Origin of the sequence: Sulfitobacter brevis, assembly GCF_900112755.1 — a bacterium.
In the GTDB taxonomy this organism is placed as follows: domain Bacteria; phylum Pseudomonadota; class Alphaproteobacteria; order Rhodobacterales; family Rhodobacteraceae; genus Sulfitobacter; species Sulfitobacter brevis.
Genome location: NZ_FOMW01000004.1, coordinates 50164 through 69143, shown reverse-complemented (window position 1 = coordinate 69143; position 18980 = coordinate 50164). Strand labels below are relative to the sequence as shown.

The 18980-nt window shown below is 56.6% G+C and carries 19 protein-coding genes and 3 pseudogenes; 19 read left to right on the top strand and 3 right to left on the bottom strand.

What is annotated here, in order from left to right; genetic code table 11:
- Positions 1-80: 80 nt before the first annotated feature.
- Positions 81-797: a Crp/Fnr family transcriptional regulator gene (locus tag BM174_RS06365; protein ID WP_093923018.1), complete on the top strand. Its 717-nt coding sequence runs from the start codon at positions 81-83 to the stop codon at positions 795-797.
- On the opposite strand, the gene BM174_RS06360 is transcribed toward BM174_RS06365, so the two are convergent.
- Positions 766-1257, bottom strand: a complete 492-nt coding sequence (locus BM174_RS06360) for a hemerythrin domain-containing protein (RefSeq protein ID WP_093923017.1) — start codon at positions 1255-1257, stop codon at positions 766-768. The genes BM174_RS06365 and BM174_RS06360 overlap by 32 nt on opposite strands.
- Before the next feature lie 149 nt (positions 1258-1406).
- Between BM174_RS06360 and BM174_RS06355 the strand changes: the two genes are divergently transcribed.
- The 12 genes and pseudogenes from BM174_RS06355 to BM174_RS20775 form a co-directional block, all read left to right on the top strand.
- Complete coding sequence (locus BM174_RS06355; protein ID WP_177209432.1) at positions 1407-3677, top strand: heavy metal translocating P-type ATPase; 2271 nt, start codon at positions 1407-1409, stop codon at positions 3675-3677.
- Positions 3674-3817, top strand: a pseudogene (ccoS, locus tag BM174_RS06350) (cbb3-type cytochrome oxidase assembly protein CcoS); the annotation flags it as partial. The gene BM174_RS06355 and the pseudogene ccoS, both read left to right, overlap by 4 nt.
- Before the next feature lie 50 nt (positions 3818-3867).
- Complete coding sequence (ccoN, locus tag BM174_RS06345) at positions 3868-5520, top strand: cytochrome-c oxidase, cbb3-type subunit I (RefSeq protein WP_218152916.1); 1653 nt, start codon at positions 3868-3870, stop codon at positions 5518-5520.
- 4 nt (positions 5521-5524) lie between these two features.
- Positions 5525-6301, top strand: coding sequence for a cytochrome-c oxidase, cbb3-type subunit II (ccoO, locus tag BM174_RS06340; RefSeq protein WP_093923014.1), 777 nt, complete (start codon positions 5525-5527; stop codon positions 6299-6301).
- Positions 6302-6304: 3 nt separating this feature from the next.
- On the top strand, positions 6305-6511 hold the full coding sequence (locus BM174_RS06335; RefSeq protein ID WP_093923013.1) for a cbb3-type cytochrome c oxidase subunit 3: 207 nt from the start codon (positions 6305-6307) through the stop codon (positions 6509-6511).
- Positions 6502-7374, top strand: a complete 873-nt coding sequence (gene ccoP, locus BM174_RS06330; RefSeq protein WP_093923012.1) for a cytochrome-c oxidase, cbb3-type subunit III — start codon at positions 6502-6504, stop codon at positions 7372-7374. The genes BM174_RS06335 and ccoP overlap by 10 nt, the downstream gene beginning before the upstream one ends.
- Complete coding sequence (locus tag BM174_RS06325; protein ID WP_093923011.1) at positions 7371-7586, top strand: hypothetical protein; 216 nt, start codon at positions 7371-7373, stop codon at positions 7584-7586. The genes ccoP and BM174_RS06325 overlap by 4 nt, the downstream gene beginning before the upstream one ends.
- Positions 7580-8473: a DUF2189 domain-containing protein gene (locus BM174_RS06320; protein WP_093923010.1), complete on the top strand. Its 894-nt coding sequence runs from the start codon at positions 7580-7582 to the stop codon at positions 8471-8473. Before BM174_RS06325 ends, BM174_RS06320 begins: the two co-directional genes overlap by 7 nt.
- Before the next feature lie 195 nt (positions 8474-8668).
- A pseudogene (locus BM174_RS06315) lies at positions 8669-8827 on the top strand (ribosomal protein L7/L12); the annotation flags it as partial.
- Entirely contained in the window at positions 8805-10313 is a 1509-nt protein-coding gene (locus tag BM174_RS06310; protein ID WP_245766282.1) for an efflux RND transporter permease subunit, read from the top strand. The pseudogene BM174_RS06315 and the gene BM174_RS06310, both read left to right, overlap by 23 nt.
- 597 nt (positions 10314-10910) lie before the next feature.
- The gene (locus BM174_RS21340) at positions 10911-11360 is read left to right on the top strand and encodes a GlxA family transcriptional regulator (RefSeq protein WP_342742053.1); all 450 of its coding nucleotides are present in this window, start codon (positions 10911-10913) and stop codon (positions 11358-11360) included.
- A gap of 263 nt (positions 11361-11623) precedes the next feature.
- Positions 11624-11740 (top strand): annotated as a pseudogene (locus BM174_RS20775) (IS481 family transposase); the annotation flags it as partial.
- A gap of 91 nt (positions 11741-11831) precedes the next feature.
- Here BM174_RS20775 and BM174_RS06295 read toward each other — a convergent pair.
- Positions 11832-12644, bottom strand: coding sequence for an NAD-dependent epimerase/dehydratase family protein (locus tag BM174_RS06295; protein WP_093923006.1), 813 nt, complete (start codon positions 12642-12644; stop codon positions 11832-11834).
- 158 nt (positions 12645-12802) lie between these two features.
- Complete coding sequence (locus BM174_RS06290) at positions 12803-13732, bottom strand: SMP-30/gluconolactonase/LRE family protein (protein ID WP_093923005.1); 930 nt, start codon at positions 13730-13732, stop codon at positions 12803-12805.
- A 227-nt stretch (positions 13733-13959) separates the two neighbouring features.
- Here BM174_RS06290 and BM174_RS06285 point away from each other — a divergent pair, with 227 nt between their 5' ends.
- From BM174_RS06285 to BM174_RS06260, 6 genes are all read left to right on the top strand, one after another.
- Entirely contained in the window at positions 13960-14970 is a 1011-nt protein-coding gene (locus tag BM174_RS06285; RefSeq protein WP_177209431.1) for a TRAP transporter substrate-binding protein, read from the top strand.
- Between the two features lie 186 nt (positions 14971-15156).
- Positions 15157-15576, top strand: a complete 420-nt coding sequence (locus BM174_RS06280; protein WP_177209430.1) for a TRAP transporter small permease — start codon at positions 15157-15159, stop codon at positions 15574-15576.
- A 4-nt stretch (positions 15577-15580) separates the two neighbouring features.
- Positions 15581-16873, top strand: a complete 1293-nt coding sequence (locus tag BM174_RS06275) for a TRAP transporter large permease (protein ID WP_093923002.1) — start codon at positions 15581-15583, stop codon at positions 16871-16873.
- A 301-nt stretch (positions 16874-17174) separates the two neighbouring features.
- Positions 17175-17933: a FadR/GntR family transcriptional regulator gene (locus BM174_RS06270; RefSeq protein WP_093923001.1), complete on the top strand. Its 759-nt coding sequence runs from the start codon at positions 17175-17177 to the stop codon at positions 17931-17933.
- A gap of 24 nt (positions 17934-17957) precedes the next feature.
- Positions 17958-18635, top strand: coding sequence for a nickel pincer cofactor biosynthesis protein LarB (gene larB, locus BM174_RS06265; RefSeq protein ID WP_093923000.1), 678 nt, complete (start codon positions 17958-17960; stop codon positions 18633-18635).
- Between the two features lie 166 nt (positions 18636-18801).
- The gene (locus BM174_RS06260; protein WP_093922999.1) at positions 18802-18960 is read left to right on the top strand and encodes a peptidase M23; all 159 of its coding nucleotides are present in this window, start codon (positions 18802-18804) and stop codon (positions 18958-18960) included.
- Positions 18961-18980: the final 20 nt, after the last annotated feature.

The following is an 18980-nucleotide window of genomic DNA, read 5'->3' as shown; positions in this document are numbered from 1 at the left end:
GTCCACAGACAACGGCCGCACGTTTTCTTTTCAGATAAAGTACGTGTGTTAAGGCTATCGCCATATAAGGGGAGGTTGCCATGCGACTCGATATACATAATTCCGATATACCGCTGCTGTGCCGGGCCTGTGAGGCGCGCCACAAGGGCATTTGCGGAGCGCTCGATCCAAAACAGTTGCAGCAGCTTGGACGCCAGACAGGTCGACGAGAGGTCGCGGCTGGGACCGAACTTGTCGCTGCAGGTGTTCAGACCGATGGATACGCAAACATCCTCAGCGGGATCGTCAAGCTGAGCAAGCTGATGGCTGACGGTCGGCAGCAGATTGTCGGACTTCAATTTGCCCCTGACTTCGTGGGACGCCCATTTGCAGCAAGTAGCGATGTCAGCGCCGAGGCGGCGAGCACCGTGCGTATTTGTACTTTCCCACGCAGCGCTTTGGAAGACATGGTCCGTCAGTCGCCGGGCCTGGAACATCGCCTGCATGAACAAGCCCTGCGTGAGTTGGATGATGCGCGTGAGTGGATGATGACCCTAGGTCAGAAGTCAGCAGCGGAGAAGGTCGCAACGTTCTTGTTACTTTTGTCCCGCCATGTCGATCCTCTGGTGGAGGGCTATTCAGATCATCTGGAAATTCCTCTCAAGCGATCGGATATCGCGGACTTTCTGGGACTAACGGTTGAAACGGTCAGTCGAAATCTGACGCAGTTGCGCAAGGCAGGTGTTCTGACGATCCAGAAAAACCGTCTGGTTACGGTGAATGATTTCAGTCTTCTGGAGACCGCGGCTGGTTTGTGATGTTTGAGGCCGCGTCTGTGCGGCGGTACAGCGGCAATACATAGTCCCGATCAAAAGCCAGATGCCGTCGCAGCGCCACGAAAAGGCCGCGCAGCAGATAACCAAACTCTTCGACGTCCTTGCGTTTCTGCCGAATGACGAAGGCCATAATCGCATCCTTCACTTCGCAAGCCTGTTCTTCATCTTCGACATGCTCGGCCCGCAATCGTGTGATGGTAGCAAGCATGCCCGGGCGTGCAGTCAAAATGGCCGGAAAAATGAAGTTCTCTTCTATCTGGTGACAGTGGTGCAACGAATCCTCGAGTGTTTCCGCCAACAGCGTAGCGGCCTTCGTATCAACATGTGATGGGAGGGCATCGGCCAATGTTTCGAGTGCGCAGCAGAGGTCGACCTGTTGCGCCAGACACGTCTCAAAACGCGCGGCCCCCCTGTCGCTGATTTTACTGCTGGGTCCACGCAAGGTTGTTACTCCTGTGCCTGACCGGACGGTGCCGGACGGGCTGACAGCCTACTGTCATATTCCATGAAAACTTTGATCCATATCAATCGGTGCCCTGAGTCTTCGTCTAAAACTTGGGGCTAGATAAAGAGTAATCAGGAGTGGATAGGGTGTCAGGGATCGGAACACATCCGCAGACATGCAGCGGCGATCAATTACAGGTGTCATCGCGTGAATGGCGGGAAGCCGAGGCCCGTGCCGGTGTGCGACTGCTGGCCAACGGTCAGGGGCACTGCGTGTTGTCGATCCCGGATCTGCGATGTGGCGGCTGTGTCGCAAAGATCGAGCGTACCCTGAATGCACGCGCTGATGTCGTAACTGCGAGGGTAAACCTGACCCTGAAGCAGGCGGTTGTAACCTTCGCCGACGCAGACACAGATCCCACCTGCGTTATCTCTGCGCTTGCCCTGCTTGGATATCCGGCAATACCTGCGGATGTGGCGCAACAGGACGAAGACGATACCGACGACGTGGGTCGCGGCCTGTTACGCGCGATCGCCGTGGCCGGGTTCGGGGCGATGAATATCATGTTGTTGTCCGTTGCCGTCTGGTCAGGTGCGGCAGGTGAGACGCGAGATACTTTTCACCTGATCTCTGCACTGATCGCCATCCCTGTCGTGGCCTATGCCGGCCAGCCTTTCTTTCGTTCAGCGTTCCAGGCCTTGCGGATGGGACGGCTCAACATGGATGTGCCGATCGCTGTTGCTGTCGTATTGGCATTAGCATTGAGCCTGGTCGAGACGATGCGGGGCGGGGAGCAAGCCTTTTTCGACGCCGCCGTGACCTTGCTTTTCTTTCTTCTGTCCGGCCGCTACCTCGATCACCTGATGCGGGAACGTGCGCGCAGTGCGGTCTCTGGGCTGGCGCGACTGTCACCACGCGGAGCGATGCTGCGCCAACCCGATGGGACGCTGACCTACATGCCGCTAAGCTCGATCACACCCGGTGCGATAATTACCATCGGCCTGGATGAGCGCGTCCCGGTTGATGTGCGGATCATCTCGGGCTCCACCGATCTGGACCGGTCCCTCGTGACCGGCGAGGCGATGCCGGTGCCGGCTGGGTTTGGTGACACGCTGGAGGCCGGAACGCTGAATCTGACCGGTGTCGTGGAGGCAGAAGTCCTGCGGTCCGCGGACGGGTCATTCCTCGCGCAGATGATGCGCATGCAGTCGGAAGCCGAGACCGGTCGTGGCACCTACGTGCGGATCGCCGACCGCGCCGCGCAGCTCTATGCGCCGGTTGTGCATCTGCTGTCACTGGCAACATTTGTCGGTTGGTTCCTTGCCACAGGTGAATGGCACACGGCGATTTTTATCGCGATCAGTGTTCTGATCATCACGTGCCCCTGTGCGCTGGGTCTGGCTGTGCCCGTGGCGCATGTCGTGGCCTCCGGACGGCTGATGCGCATGGGCATCCTGATGAAAGATGGTTCCGCGCTGGAGCGGCTGGCGGAAATCGACCGGGTAGTCTTCGACAAGACGGGCACGCTGACCATGGGCACAGCTGCGATAGGATGCGGCCCCGGTGATCCTGCGCTCCGCACCGCGGCCAAGGCTTTGGCTCTGAAGACGGTCCATCCTGCCGCCCGTGCGATCGCGATGAGTATCGCTGAACAGCCCTGCCAACTGGACGATGCAATCGAAGTTCCGGGGTTTGGCATCGCAGGTTGCGTTGGCGGACGTGCCGTGCGGCTGGGCCGCGCGGACTGGGTCGCGGACATCTGTCTGCAAGCCAAAGGTAAAGCGAGTCCTGTATGCGCCTTTGCGGATGGACCTGCGATGTCGTTCGACCTGATCGAGACACTGCGCCCCGGTGCGGTTGATGCGATCAGCTCATTTGCCGAGGCAGGCATTCCTGTCGCCATGCTCTCCGGAGATATCGCGGCGCGGGCAAACAGCATTGCGAACCAACTGGATATCGCCGACGTGAGGTCGGACGAAACACCCGCCGACAAGATCGCGGCGCTCAATGTCCTGCGCGACGCGGGCCACCGTGCGCTGATGGTCGGTGACGGATTGAACGATGCAGCGGCGCTGGCGGCGGCGCATGTGTCCATGGCACCCTCCAGCGCGTCGGATGCGGGCCGGACGGCAGCTGACTTCATTTTCCTGCGTGATGGACTTGATGCCGTAACGGCCGCCTGGCACATGGCCCGCGCTACTGCGCGGATCGTACGGCAGAACTTTGCTCTGGCCATCACCTACAACTGCATCGCGATCCCATTGGCCATGGCCGGTCTTGTGACGCCTCTGATCGCGGCACTCGCGATGTCGGGCTCGTCGCTTCTCGTGATCGGCAATGCCCTCCGACTGAACCGCGCCGCGAAGCCACGCCCGATGCCTATGCCCCGCGCTGGTGGAATGGAGGTGCCCGCATGACCATTCTCGCGTTCCTAATCCCGGTGACACTGAGCATGGGCGCCATCGGATTAGGCGTATTTTTCTGGTCACTGCGCAGCAACCAGTACGACGACCTGTCAGGGGATGCCGAACGGATCCTCTTCGACGATGACCACCCGCTTCTGGCTGCATCTGCACGCCTGTCCAACACAACCAAGGAGACCGCGCCATGATGTCGAACCTCACCAGCACCGAACGCGCAAGGGCTATGCTAATCACGGTAGCGGGTGTGCTGATCGGCCTGACGATGGCAGCCGTGGGTCGCAACGACCCCATGGGCGCACATGGCTGGATTGTCCTGCTGTTCTGCGGCGTGCTGTTCTTTCTTGTGGCCCAGACGCTTTACGATGCGGAGCCTGTCGAGGACCGCAGCACATCCTATTACGACGATCCCACGAAGGTCGGGATCCTTCTCGCACTGTTCTGGGCGGTCGTCGCGATGGGCATGGGTGTGTGGGTGGCGTCGCAGTTGGCATGGCCGGACCTGCGGTTTGATGCGGCCTGGTCCAGCTTTGGCCGCATCCGCCCGGTGCACACGTCCGGCGTGATCTTCGGCTTTGGCGGCAATGCCCTGATTGCCACATCCTACCACATCATGCAGCGCACCAGCCGTGCACGGATGCCGGACCAGGTCTCGCCTTGGTTCGTGCTACTGGGATTCAACCTGTTCTGCGTAGTCGCCGCCAGCGGCTATCTGATGGGCATCACGCAGTCCAAGGAATACGCGGAGCCGGAATGGTATGCCGACCTTTGGCTGGTGATCGTCTGGGTGGTTTATTTTATTCTTTATATCCGCACACTTGCGCGCCGGAATGAGCCGCATATTTACGTCGCCAACTGGTATTACCTGTCGTTCATCCTCGTCGTGGCGATCCTCCACATCGTCAACAATCTGGCAGTGCCGGCATCCTTCTCCGGTGCCAAGAGTTATTCGGCCTTTGCGGGGGTACAGGATGCAATGGTGCAATGGTGGTATGGCCACAACGCGGTCGCCTTCTTTCTGACGACCGGCTTTCTTGGCATGCTCTATTACTTTCTGCCAAAGCGGGCAGGGCGGCCAATCTATTCTTACCGCCTGTCGATCCTGTCGTTCTGGGGGATCGTCTTTTTCTATATCTGGGTCGGATCGCACCACCTGCATTACACGGCACTGCCGCAGTGGGTCCAAACGCTGGGTGTCACGTTTTCGGTCATGCTTCTTGTGCCAAGCTGGGCCTCGGCCGGCAATGCGCTGATGACCCTCAACGGGGCGTGGCACAAGGTCCGCGACGACGCCACATTGCGTTTCATGATGGTGGCGGCGGTGTTCTACGGTTTGTCGACGTTCGAGGGCTCGTTCATGGCGATCCGCCCGGTCAACGCCTTGTCGCACTATACCGACTGGACTGTCGGTCATGTCCACTCCGGAGCGATGGGGTGGGTCGCTATGATCACGTTCGGGTCAATCTATGCGCTGACGCCCATGCTATGGCGGCGCGAGACAATGTATTCCTGGAAAGCAGTCGAATGGCACTTCTGGTTGGCCCTGTCGGGGACGGTTATCTACATCTTTGCGATGTGGAACAGCGGCATCACTCAAGGCCTGATGTGGCGGACATATACTGAAAGCGGCACACTCCGCTTTTCATTCGTCGATACGCTGATTGCGATGCATCCTTACTATATCGCGCGGGCCTTTGGCGGGCTGCTGTTCTTTGCGGGCGCCTGCATCTGCTTCTGGAACGTCGTCATGACGATCCGGCGCGTGCCAAATCACGCCCCGGAAGCCGACTACCCTACCATCCCGGAAGCAATGGAGCCGGCAGTGCCGGCGGCGGAGTAAACCCATGTTGAAAACCCTTCTCAAGCCGTTCGCGCGTGTTTTCGAGTTTCAGGCCAAGACCCATTACCGGATGGAACGACACTCAATGGCGCTGACCGCAGGTATCATCCTAGCCGCTGGTGTTGGTGGCTTTGTCGAAATCGCACCCTTGTTCACCATCGACGAAACAGTCGAGGATGTCGCCGACATGCGGGTCTACACACCGCTGGAGCAAGCCGGGCGCGATATCTATATCCGCGAAGGTTGCTATGCCTGCCATTCGCAGATGATCCGCACGCTTCGCGACGAAGTGGAGCGCTATGGTCCCTATTCGCTGGCCGTAGAATCGAAATACGACCACCCGATGCTGTGGGGATCAAAGCGCACGGGACCAGACCTCGCGCGGGTCGGCGACAAGTATTCCGATGACTGGCAGGTGCGTCATCTGATCAACCCGCGCGATCTGGTGCCTCAATCCGTGATGCCACAGTACGCATTCCTGCAGGAGACCCCGCTGCGCACAGATGATCTGCCCGGCAGGCTCAAAGCGCTGAGCATGGTCGGCGTACCCTATACGGATGACATGATCGCCAACGCGGCCGACGATGCGCTGGGTCAGGCGCGACCCGATAGCGACCGCGCGAGCGGTGTGCTGGACCGGTATGGCGAAGCGACTGCGGTGCGCACCTTTGATGGGCAAAGCGATCGCCTGACCGAGATGGATGCGCTGGTCGCGTATCTTCAAATTCTAGGCAATCTGACCGATGTGGCGCAGAACACCCAACTGATGACAGAGGAATAGGCGATGGATATGACCCACGAATGGTATGTTGCGCTGTCCAAGTCGTTTGGCCTGTTCTGGCTGCTTGGCCTGTCTGTCGCGATCACAGCCTATGCCTTCTGGCCCTCGCTTGGTGGACGCTTCGACAAGGCTGCAAACAGTATCCTTGACGATGAGGACGGGCCAGCTCAGCCCACTGCGGGCAAGTTGGAGGGAAAGGTATGTCGGTGAAGGATCGCGACCCCCTCACAGGCCATCAGACGACCGGGCATGAATGGAACGGAATTACGGAGTTGAATACCCGTGTGCCTCGCGTCGTGTGGTTCTTCATCATCGTGACCCATCTGTTCGCGCTACTCATGTGGATACTGCTCCCGGCGTGGCCGCTGGTTACGACCTATACAAAAGGTCTTCTTGGTGTTGATCAGCGCAACGTGGTTAAGCAGGACATCGAGCTTGCAAATATCGCCCGTGCCGACTGGGCTGACCGCATCGCGACCTTGCCCGCAGATGACATCCTAAAAGACCCTGAATTGATGGCCCGGGTGACGGGGACCGCTCACCAGATATTCGGCGATAACTGCGCCGGCTGCCATGGAACCGATGCGGCCGGTGGACCTGCGTTTCCCAGCCTCGTCGATACGGCCTGGCTTTGGGGGGGTGACACCGAAACCGTCATGGAGACGCTGCGCGTCGGCATCAATTCGACCCACCCCGACACGCGCTATGCGCAGATGCTGGCCTTTGGTCGTGACGGTATCCTGCCGCGCGACGATATCCGGCTGGTCATTGACTACGTCCAGTCGCTGTCCGGTACCGCCGCACCCGCTGACCGGATCGCCGCGGGGGGAGAGATTTTCGCGAACAACTGCGCGGCCTGCCACGGCGAAAATGGCCACGGTGATACGGATCTCGGCGCTCCAGACCTGAGCGACGCGTTCTGGATTTACGGAGGCGACGACAAGACACTTTTCGAAACCATCTGGGGTGGCCGGCAAGGCTGGATGCCCAGTTGGGAGGGTCGGCTGTCCCTGACGGAGCGCAAGATTCTCGCTGTTTACCTGCAACATCTCGGTCAGGAGGTACCGCAATGACGGACATCATCCGCTCGCTCCCGGGCAGTCGAGAACGCTTCTGGACGGGCCCGCGCCTGTTTGCAATCGCGACGGTTTCCGCCGTGATACTCCTGTTCATTGGGGCCAACGCGCATCTAATCGCAGTGTCTTTTGCATCGAAACCAGATTGTGTCCTGAAACCAGCTAAGGAAGGCGTCGTGGTCTATAGCGCGGCGAAACCATCATGCTGAGCGATCACACCGAAGACAAGGACGCCCCTCAGCCGCCAGACAATCGACATGCCGACGACAGGATTCCTAGGATTGTGCCACCGTTGCCACTGGAAAACCGGCGTGCGCGGGAACTGCCTTGGCACACTGCGTTTGACTGGTTGCGGGCCGGGTGGTCCGACCTTTGGCATAACCCTTTACCAAGTCTGCTTTACGGCTTTGGGGTCTTCGTCGTTTCAGCCCTGATCGTGTGGGCGTTGTTTCGTTTTGATTACGGCTATGTCCTTCTTCCCGCCCTTGCCGGTTTCATGGTCATCGGTCCGTTGATCGCGAATGGTCTATTTGAGAAGAGCCGCCGGCTTGAGACGGATACGGCGATCGGCTACATCGCAATGATCTTCGTTAAGCCACGGTCAGGCTATCAAGCCTTGTTCATGGGCGTCCTGCTGCTGTGCCTGTTTCTCCTCTGGATGCGCGCGGCCGTTCTGATCTGGGCATTGTTCTTCGGGATAGTGCCGTTTCCCGGAACGGATCAGATTCTGCAGATGTTGTTTCTGACACCAACCGGCTGGGCTGTCTTATTCGTGGGCAGCGCTGTCGGTGCACTCTTTGCGGCATTTTCCTTCGCCATCAGCGTCTTCGCGGTGCCGATGCTGCTGACCGAACGGACTGATGCCATGTCCGCTTTGGGAAACAGTATGGCGATGGTGTGGAACAACCTGCCCGTTATGCTCGTGTGGGGGGCCATTGTCCTCGTGCTGTTCATCCTTTCAATGCTGACGGGATTTCTGGGTTTGATCCTGATTTTTCCACTTCTAGGACACGCCACTTGGCACGCGTATCGCGCCATCCGCGGTGACATCGCTCCCGACGATGACGCCGAATGCATGTTTATTCGGCCTGCATAATAGTTCCCCATCGAAGCACTTCGACATTCCGTGGCAAGGACACCACACCCTGGATATTGCCAAGTTGTCTTCTGTATATAGAGGGGCGGTGGCGGGGGTGGGTCACGCGGCCATTTCGGCTGATAATCGGCCCATATGTTGAACGCATCGGAGCGGGCGTGGCGGAATGAGGTGGCGGTGAGATTTGAACCCGCCGTGATCAAAGAAGTCCGCGCAATCACCGGCCTTGGCCTCAAAGAAGCCAAAGACTTGGTCGAAGCCGGTGGCAAGATCAAAGAAGGCGTCGACAAAGCCGAAGCCGACGACGTGAAAGCCAAGCTGGAAGCAGCTGGTGCCGAAGTCGAACTGGCCTAAACTGCGTGAAGCGGGGCGTTTTCCCGCAAAAGGAGCCGGACTGGAGATATCAAAAGACTTCGCTTTCCGTCGTAAGCAAGCGCGTGGCGCGTCGGATACGACTATCGACTACCTCGATACGCAAGTCCGGCTGGTTGAGGACATTCTCGCGCCCTACCAAGAGAGTGGGCAGATCGAGACCGTGCAGAGCATCATCGGCGTCGGTAGCGGCACCAGTGCGTTTATTGTGGTCCGCCTGCCGGATTGGGCTGAGCGCGACTTTACCCAGCAAGAGCTTATCATGCAGATCAGTGGCCAGTTGGCGTCCGTTCCCGGCGTGCAGGTCAGCGCGCGCTCTACCAACAGCCTGAATATTCGTGGCGCGGGCGGCGGGCTGAGCTTTGCCGTGACGGGCACCAATCTTACGAACATGACCGAAGCCGCCGACACCCTTGTCGCAGCAATGGCGCAGGATGCGACTTTCCTGAACCCGCAACTGTCCAACAATAGCGTCAATGCGCAATTGGAAGTGACCGTGGATGACAGCGCCGCGGGGGACATGGGGCTAAACAGTTCGGATGTCACGAGCCTGGTACGCGCCATGGTCCAGGGCAATGTCGCGGTCAGCGTCTTTTCCGATGACGTTGAAGTAGACGTCAATGTCGTCCCCGGCGGGCCGCCGATTGATGATCCGTCTGACATCGCCTCTATGTCCATCCGGCTCGACAGCGGCGCTTACGTTCCGCTCTCTACCGTTGCCTCGCTCGACATGGTGGTGAGCGAGGCACAGATCGAACGTCTGGGCGGTGCCTTGTCTGTCTCTCTGCAGGCAAACCTCGGGGAGGGCGTTGACCTGTCGACCGCGATGAACCGAGTGATTGCGATTTCTGACGAGGTCCTGCCCGACGGTATGGGCATTACCTTTACCGGTGAAGCCGCGACGCTCGACGACTCCCAAAGCGGCATGTACATGGTTTTTGGTGTGGCTCTGATCGTCGTGCTTCTGGTGCTCGCGGCCCAGTTCGAAAGCTTTGCCAGCGCGGTTGTCATCATGATGACGGTGCCCTTTGGACTTGCCGCAGCACTGCTGGCGATTTCGATGACGGGCGGTTCGCTGAACTATTACAGTCAGATTGGCCTTGTCATGCTGATCGGGGTCATGGCCAAGAATGGCATCCTGATCGTCGAATTCGCAAACCAGTTGCGCGAAGCGGGCGAGGACATTGATAGCGCGATCCGAAGCGCGCTGCGCCTGCGTATCCGGCCAGTGTTGATGACGATGGTTTCAACGGTTTTTGGCGGCCTCCCTTTAATCCTGACCTCCGGCGCAGGCGCCGAAGCCCGTATTGCGGTAGGCTGGGTGATCGTCGGCGGCTTGGGCTTTGCGACTGTGTTTACCTTGTTCCTTACGCCAATTTTCTATCGCTGGATCGCAGTTTGGGGCGCGGCCCCCGGAGGGGCGGCGCAGAGGCTGAAGTCAGAGGTAGAGGCGACTGCGGGGGTGTAGTGGGGCGGTGCCAGTAGTTGCAGCGGATTTGATCCAGCTGCCACGCCAAAGCGCCCGCCCGCGATGGGGAGACCGATCGCATTTGCTTCCCTGCGCGCAGAAGAGACGGGGGCACCATAGACCACTCGCCACTGTGCGGGTGATGGCAAACAATCGCTCAGTTGCAGCGACAGAAATATGCGCACCAAACATTGAATAGGCAGGTAACAATTAGGAGCGACGAAAATGCAGAACCGGATGAAACGATGCGCAACTGTTCTCGTCTTGGCGATAGCTACAACCGCTGTCCTGCCGGGCACCGCAGTGGCGGACAGAGCAATTGTCAAACAAAGTGTCCATAAGCACGGCGCTATGGTGAAAATCGTAAAACGGCAACGGCATCGGCATGCAGTTGGCCACCGGTTCAGAAAACAGGATGTCGTCGTGGTCAAAAATTGGCGAAACTCAACAAGGTGGCGCAATATTGGTCCGGCAAAATCCAGAAAGGTGGCGCACTTTTGCTCCGGCGACTGGTGCAATTTTAGTCCGGCGTTGACAGTTTTTGTGGCGGAAGAGAAACATATAACTGCCTCCGGCGGCACGGCGACAGCAGACCTGATGCTGCACCTTATTGAACGCGATCATGGCTATGACCTGTCTGTCGCGGTGGCCGACCAGATGGTTTATAATGCCGTGCGAAATGCGACCTCGGCGCAAAGGTTCTCGCTGCAATCGCGAAACGGGATGCGCAATGCTCATCTGGCCCGTGCGCTTGAATTGATGCGCGACAATCTCGACGAGCCGATCCCGCCCTCAAACATCGCGCGTAAGGTCGGCATTTCCACCCGTCAGTCGGAACGTTTGTTCGGGAAATATCTCAATTCGTCGCCAAAAAAATACTATCTCGAGATGCGCCTTGAGCGTGCTCGGCACCGGCTTTTGCAAACTGAAATGTCGGTGATTGATATCGCCATCTGCTGTGGCTTCCAAAGCCCCGGCCATTTCTCACGGGTGTTCCGCACCGCATTTGGCGTCACGCCAATGATGCAGCGCGGTCGGTTGGGGTGAGCGCATTCTCCCCATTTTAATGGGGGTTTCCGCATGTTATATTGGTCCGCTTTGCGGGCAAAGCAGCAGTTGATACTCCAGAAATCGCGGCAATATCTTTTGGTTTTACCGTTCAAACCATTTTTTTCCTGCTATACTCGTTCAACGGCGTCAAACGCTGCAAGCGCTTCATCAGATTGGAAGAGCTCTTCCAGCGCATGCAGTGTCTTGGTAAAGTGAGCGTCAAGTAAGTTTTGTGCCGGTTCTATATCTCCGCCGAGCACAGACTCAAGGCCCTCGGTGGGCTCACGCCATACGAATATATCAGCAAGATCTGGACATCTGAGCCAGACAGATTCATCTTAAATCCGATCCACCAGATGCCGGGACTAAACAACTAGTCAACTACCCAACATGCGACGACACGCCGGTGCCTGCCACTTGGGGAATCGCTAAATGCAACAGAAACCTAGAAATCTGAGCCTGTATTGCTCACCGTATATCGTCGATATCCCCATGAAATTCGTCGGAACAAAAGGGTCCGCCTTGGAACGCAGCCTCTACTTCGCCTTCTTGAAGGGCGTCTCCGCTTAGACCGTATGCATACTCTTCCGCGGAGTCTTGCGGCTGATAACCGATCATCTCGTTCCCTGAATTTTCGTACCAGCCGCGCTTGTTTGCCGAGATCCCATACACAACTTCAAAATGGATCTTTCGGTCGGTGAGGCAGGAGACCACCAGGCGCCCCATGTCAGCCGGACTGAGCCAGAGGCTCAGCATTCGGCGGTTTGTGGGTTTGGGCCGGAATTGTCCAATTCGAAGGCTGATTGTCTCCAAACCGTGCTTGTCAGCGTAAAGGCGGCCGACCGCTTCCCCGAAGACCTTACTAACCCCGTACCGGGAGTCAGGTCGTGTGGGCTCGTCTTGCCCGACAATCGTCTCCCTGCGATGAAAGCCCATTGCGTGGTTCGAACTGGCAAAGATGACGCGCTTTACACCATTCAGGCGCGCAGCTTCGTAGATATTATAGGTCCCCTCGATATTTACGTCGCGGATCGCCTCCCAGTTATCTTCCGCCGGGATTCCTCCGAAATGATAGACGATGTCGATACCCTCCATGGCTTTCATAGCTGCCTCACGATCGCGGAGATCGAAAGCAAAAGACTCCTCATTTGCAGTCGCGGGCTGGACGTCGACGATGTCGCTGCTCCGAAGGAGATTGCAGTGAGGATGAAGAGCGGACCGCAGGGTGCTTCCAATGCCGCCTGCCGCTCCAGTGATAAGAATTTTATTGAATTTGGTCATGGTTCCTGGTCCTTTTTTTTAAAGGTTCTAAAGGGCGGTGGGCTTCAAGTTCTTCACCAAAGAGGTGGACAAGAAGTGCGCTTGCGCGCATCGCTATTGGTTTGGCTCAAGAGCGCCTAGTTAGGCCCAATCGACTTCTCCTGCCTTGGTCTGTGGGGTTAATCGTGGGGGAACAAGGAGGCTCCAGCAGTCGGCACCCGCGCTCTCTGTATGGAACCACTTTCCGCTTCGGTGAAATAGATCATGGTTGGATCAATTGGATCATAGGCGACATTGGTCGTTTTCATGCCTTCGGCGGACCGGACCCGGAATTGAGGCTCGCCCAAGTGATTGAATATCCAGACCGTTCCAAGGTCGATATGCGCGATGGCCAAGCCTCCTTCTTGATCGAGAGCCATGCCGTCGGGGCCTCCGAGGCCCGAAAGCTGGATGAACAGCCCCACTTTCGACGGCGTATCGTCCAGCATAAACGGAACGCGCCAGATTCCGTTTGCGCGGGTCACGGCAACGTAGAGCGCTGTTTCATCCGAAGACAGCACCAGGCCGTTCGGACTGGGAATGTTAGAGAGCAACTTGTCGAGCGTTCCGTCCGGAGCAAGGCGATAAACAGCGCCGGTCGGATCGTGGAGGCCCGTCTGGCCTTGATCGGTGAAGTACAAATCGCCCTTCTTTGAAAACGTCAGGTCATTGACCCCTTTGAAGCGTTCTAGGCGAGGGCGGTCGAGAAAGGGCTCAATCTTTCCGCTGTCGGTATCAAGCAGCATGATCCCATTTTTGTGGTCGGCGACATACATGCGACCGTCGCGGTGCAGCGCAAGCCCGTTCGGTTCACCGTCATATTCACATACTAGATGAAATGTGCCGCTACGGTCGATCTTGAATATCCGGCCGAATGCCACATCCACGACAAAGAGGTTGCCTTGCCGATCAAATGTTGGCGCTTCTAGCAGACCCGGGAGGCTATTACCCCGGAGCTGTGCGTTCAGCCAATCAGAACTTCTGTTCGTTCGTCTCAGCGCATCCGACATGCGCGAGAATACTTCAGCTTCGATGTTCTGGGGGGCAGGAAACAGTGAGTGAGAAGGCATAATCGCTCGCTTTGTTAATTTCGGTCGGTAGTACTTCAACTGAGTGCCACTAGAGAAACTTGACACTCTTTCAACTTATCATATAAGCATCTTACATGCCCTGATGCGGCGTGCAACCGATTGACTTGCGAAAATCGTCGTGTTGCAGGGCGCACAAGGGTCTATTCGGGCCTACAGCCGGGGGGAAATGCTGTGCTGGGGGCGGTTATTAAATGGGAGGAAATCACTTGATCAATCGTCGTTCACTTCTGATACGGGGCGGGGCTGCTGCTTCAGTTCTATGTGCGCCTAACTTGTTGAGGGCCGCTTCTAACCGCGAGTTGCGCCTTGCACATATCTTTCCAACCACACATCCCTACCATCTTGGGCTGGCGAAATTTGCGGAGGAAATCGCTGCGCGTACTAACGGCGCGGTTACGGCGCAAGTGTTCCCTTCCGCCCAGCTCGGGGGTGAGATTCAAATTCTGGAGGGCATGAACTTCGGATTGGTTGATGGGGGTGCGGTCGCTTCAGGCTCGATTCCGTCGACGCACGGTGTAAACCGCTTCCACTTGCTCGATATGCCCTATCTTTTGAAGGACTATGAAGCAGCGGAGCGCTTTGCCACTGGCGAAGTCGGACAGCAGTTCCGCGAAGGTCTGCCTGAGGAAGCTGGCTTCCGCATTCTGGGGTACGGTGCTTCAGGTTTCCACCAGATGGTCACCCGAGACCAGTCTGTTATTGAACCCAAAGATGTCGAGGGACTCAAGCTGCGTGTCTGGGAGGCACCGGGTGCTAAATTGGCTCTGGAGCTGCTTGGGGCGAACCCCACGCCAATGGCTTACGGGGAAGTGTTTTCCGCACTACAGCAAGGCGTTGTGGATGGCCTGACAAACAGCCTGACCACGCTTTATCAGACCAAAATGTATGAGGTGACAAAGCACCTTGCGATCACGCGTCACGCCTATGTTTGGGTGCCGATGGTGTTGTCGGAAAGCGCCTATCAATCCGTTGGTGAAGCCGAGCGTAAAGAAATTGACGCTGCAGGTGAGGTTGCGACTGCCTACTGGCGCGGCCTTTTCCCTCAGCAAGACGCGGAATACGAGGCGCAATTCAAGGCTGAGGGCCTCAATGTCACACAAGCTGATCAGGCAAAGTTTAGAGCGCATGTGGAAGGCGGGTATGATCGCTATGCTTCCTTAGTGGATGGCGACCCCGACGGGCTCATTCCCAAGCTCGCTTCGATCGGCGGATACTAAGCTCCAGCCTGTATAACGTCGAGGGATGCCCAGAGCGGCATTCCTCGGACCGCGTGATGCTACATCTTACTGCCATGGCGGCACCTTTGGTCAGTTGACCATTGCCGAAGCGATGGCTTGAGCACCTAAGTTGGGATCGGAATGCAAATTCTAAGTTACTTGTCAAAGGCGCTGCTGGCCGGAACTATGATCGCCATCATTTTGGCGGTCGGTTTGGGCGTTGTTTTCCGGTACGTATTGAACTCTCCGCTTTTTTGGTCGGATGAAATATCACGCTATGCGCTTGTTTGGATGACCTTTCTAGGTGGAGCTTCGCTGGTTGGACGTGCGGATGGCCATGTTAAAGTCGACTATTTTGTAGACAAAATGTCCCCTCAGATGAAAAAATTTGCGACTTTGTTTGCCGCGTTTGTCGTGGTGGGTCTGCTATGTCTCATCACGATCGGAGGAGTGCTTTGGATATTAAAAAGCACCCACGCTTCCAGCCCTGCAATGGGCGTTCCCATGATTTTTGTGTACTCGGTTATCCCCATATCCGGAGTGATCGGGATCGCGCGTCTCATTCGCTACTTGCTTAGTGATGCTACCCCGACAGTGAAGGACTAATCTTATGGAAGTCTTCATCTTCTCCCTTGTCATGTTTAGTACGATGATTTTCGGCGTGCCGATTGCCTTCGCGGTCGCGTCAGCAGCTTTAGCATTGTTGCTATTTTTCGGTCCCGGCCTACCTCTCGAAGCTGTTCTTGTGGTGATGAGCCAGCGCATGTTCTCCGGGGCGGATTCATTTCCTCTATTGGCGATCCCGCTGTTTTTTCTTGCAGGCAATATCATGGACGGCGGTGGGCTTTCGGCGCGCCTCATTCGCCTTGCCGACGCGATGATTGGCTGGGTGCGCGGCGGCCTTTCCATGGTTGTGGTCATGGCCGAGATGATGCTCGCGGCGATTGCAGGCTCTCCAAGCGCGGTCTCGGCTGCCATCGGCTCCGTCATGATCCCGGAGATGAAAGCACGAGGGTATAACGAGAATTACGCCGCTGCATTGGTAGCGGCGGGGGGGTCTGTCGGTCCGATTATTCCGCCCAGCATCATGCTTGTGGCGTTTGGGTCGCTCGCGAATGCGTCAATCGCAGATCTATTTCTCGCGGGTATTGCACCTGGTGTCATCATCGGCTTGAGCTTGATGGCGCTGTGTTATGCCACGGCGCTAGTCCGCAACTATCCTAAAGGGGATCGACCGTCCTTCAAGAACATAACCAATGCCTTAGGCAAGGCAATTTTGCCGATATTTGCGCCGGTGATCATTCTCGGAGGCATCTTTAGCGGGGTGTTTACGGCGACTGAATCGGCAATGATCGCCGTGGTCTATGCTTTGATCGTATCCATGGTGTTTTATCGGACCCTGTCCTTTAAGGACGTACTTAGGATCTGCTACGAAAGCGCAATTATTTCGTCTCAGATCATGTTCATCATCTCTATGGCAGCCTTTGCCGGTTGGGTTCTTGCGAGCCAGCATATCCCCCAGGACATCGCGAGCTTCTTCCTGTCGGTCTCCGATAATCCGCTGATCATCCTGCTAATGATCAATCTGATGTTTCTGGCATTCGGCTGTTTTATTGAAGGGATCGCCATTATGGTCATCCTCCTTCCAACCATCCTGCCAGTGGTGGAGGCTTTGGATATCAATCTGACCTTCTTCGGCATTATGATTGTCATAAATCTCGCAATCGGGACGATTACGCCCCCCGTCGGGACATGTTTGATCATCACATCCTCAATCGCCAAGACCCCCCTGCAATATGTCATACGTGAGATCTTGCCCTTTATCGCGGTTATTTTGGCGGTTCTCGTTTTGATTGTTCTCTTTCCCGGTATTGTCACCTTCATCCCCGACTACTTCAGCTAGTGACAAGTTGCTTCGGAGAGTATTTTGGAAAGCGGTTCGACGGCCGCACGAGAGGCTGGAAAGATTGAATGTAGGTGAGAGATTTCTTAGGCGGAAGTCAGGAATCTAGGATAGAGATGCTCAATTTAAAGCGGTTGGGCGCGTCCTCAATTGAGCAGCGTCATGATGAAGTCGGTCCTTCAGAGTCCCCAAAGGACGTACAGCGGGACTAGGATTTTGATCATATTGCGGGGCGAGGTAGACCGGTAATAACGTGCCGCCTATCTTCCTAACCTACTACTTAACTGGTAAGCTGATATCTATGAGCAAGAATTCTTCCGTTGATGCGCCTGTTATGAGTGCAAAAAGACAACCAAGTTTGGTGGACCAAGTTGCTGAGGGGCTGAACCTGCAAATTAGGCGGGGCGACTATGAGGTTGGCGCAATGCTGCCTTCTGTTCAAGCGCTCTCAGAAACTTGGGGTGTAAGTCGGACGGTGATGCGCGAAGCGCTGTCACGACTATCTACCGAAGGGTTAATAACCTCCCGTCAGGGGGTTGGCGTGTTCGTGGCTGCGGACCTTCCTCCCCAAAGGCTTGTCTTCGCCAATGATCCGAGTAATGCAGGGCTGATTAGCATCCTGGAGATCCGCCTTGGATTGGAGGCGGAAGCCGCGGGTCTTGCGGCTCTGCGGCGAACACCGCAGGATATAGCGGATATGGAAAGTGCTCTTCGCACAATGGAAGCCTGTTTCGATGACGGTGATATTGAAAAGAGCATTGCAGCGGATCTCGCGTTTCACCGTGCAATATGGCTGGCGGCCCGAAACCCGCACTTCGGTCAACTATTTGAATTTTTGAGTCAATTTCTGCTAAATAACATTTCGGCTTCCCGGCGTAGTTCAGCGAGTGTTGAAGGACGTGCAATGGATGCGCAGAATGAGCATTCGACGATTTTTTCCGCAATCAGGCTTGGCGATAGCGCAGCGGCCCGCGCGGCGGCCCGCCAGCATGTGGTAAATACGACGCGCCGTCTGGATTTCCAGCTCGCTTTAGAAGCTGCAACAGATTTCTCAGCGTAGCCCAATTCGAGATCGGTTGAACCTATGCAAAAAAGGGCGAACATTCAGCTCGATTGGGGTAGGGAGGCGCGAACCGGCGTTTGCGAAGCTGTGCTTGCCGAAAGTAAGGCTTTAGCCCAGATGGTCGATATTGTCCTTGCGACCCTGGAGCGTCAAGAGCGCCTCTTTGTAACACGCCTCTCTGCGGACAAGGCAGCAGAGCTCAAAAATAAGTTCCCCACTGGCTTCCACTACCACCCACCCTCTCTTACGGCTGTGATCGGAGAAGGCGCGCCGGAATTGGCATATATGGAGGGCGTGTCAATCGTGGCCGCAGGAACCTCTGATGTGCAGGTGGCCATGGAGGCCGCGCAGACCCTTCGCTTTAATGGATATGAAGCAAGGCTCATCGTCGATGTAGGGGTCGCCGGTCTTTGGCGTCTTATAGAGCGTTTGGATGAAATTCGCCAATCGCGCGTTATTATCGCGGTGGCTGGCATGGAAGGCGCGCTTTTTAGTGTGCTTGGGGGATTGATTGCTGCGCCTGTGATCGCGGTGCCGACGTCCGTGGGGTATGGCGTGAGTGAGGGCGGAAAAGCGGCGCTATCATCTGCATTGGCCAGCTGTTCTCCGGGGATCGTTACCGTAAATATCGACAATGGTTTTGGTGCAGCCGTTGCCGCCACGAAAATCCTTCGGCTGAGTGGTGAAGGCACATCATGAGCCGCTTGTATTGTCCACATCGGCAATTGCCAAAATCTGTGCCGCACTGCGCTTTCAGTTCGGAAATGTGGGGTATCACCCAGATCGCGCTTGAATGACCGCCGAACTGGCCGTCAGTTCCTGCAGGAAACGGCGCGCGTACAATGAACATAATTAGGAAATAACGATGAAAAAATGGTTTGCGATATTCTTTCTGGCTGCATCCCCGCTGAGCGCGCATCCGGGCGCACATGTGAATCCGCACGGGGATGATCTGTTCTGGATCATCGCGGTGACTGTGTTGGCGCTCGCGGTCCTTGCTGTATTAGGTTTGCGGCGAAAGTGATCTGAACATCTTGCGGTGAT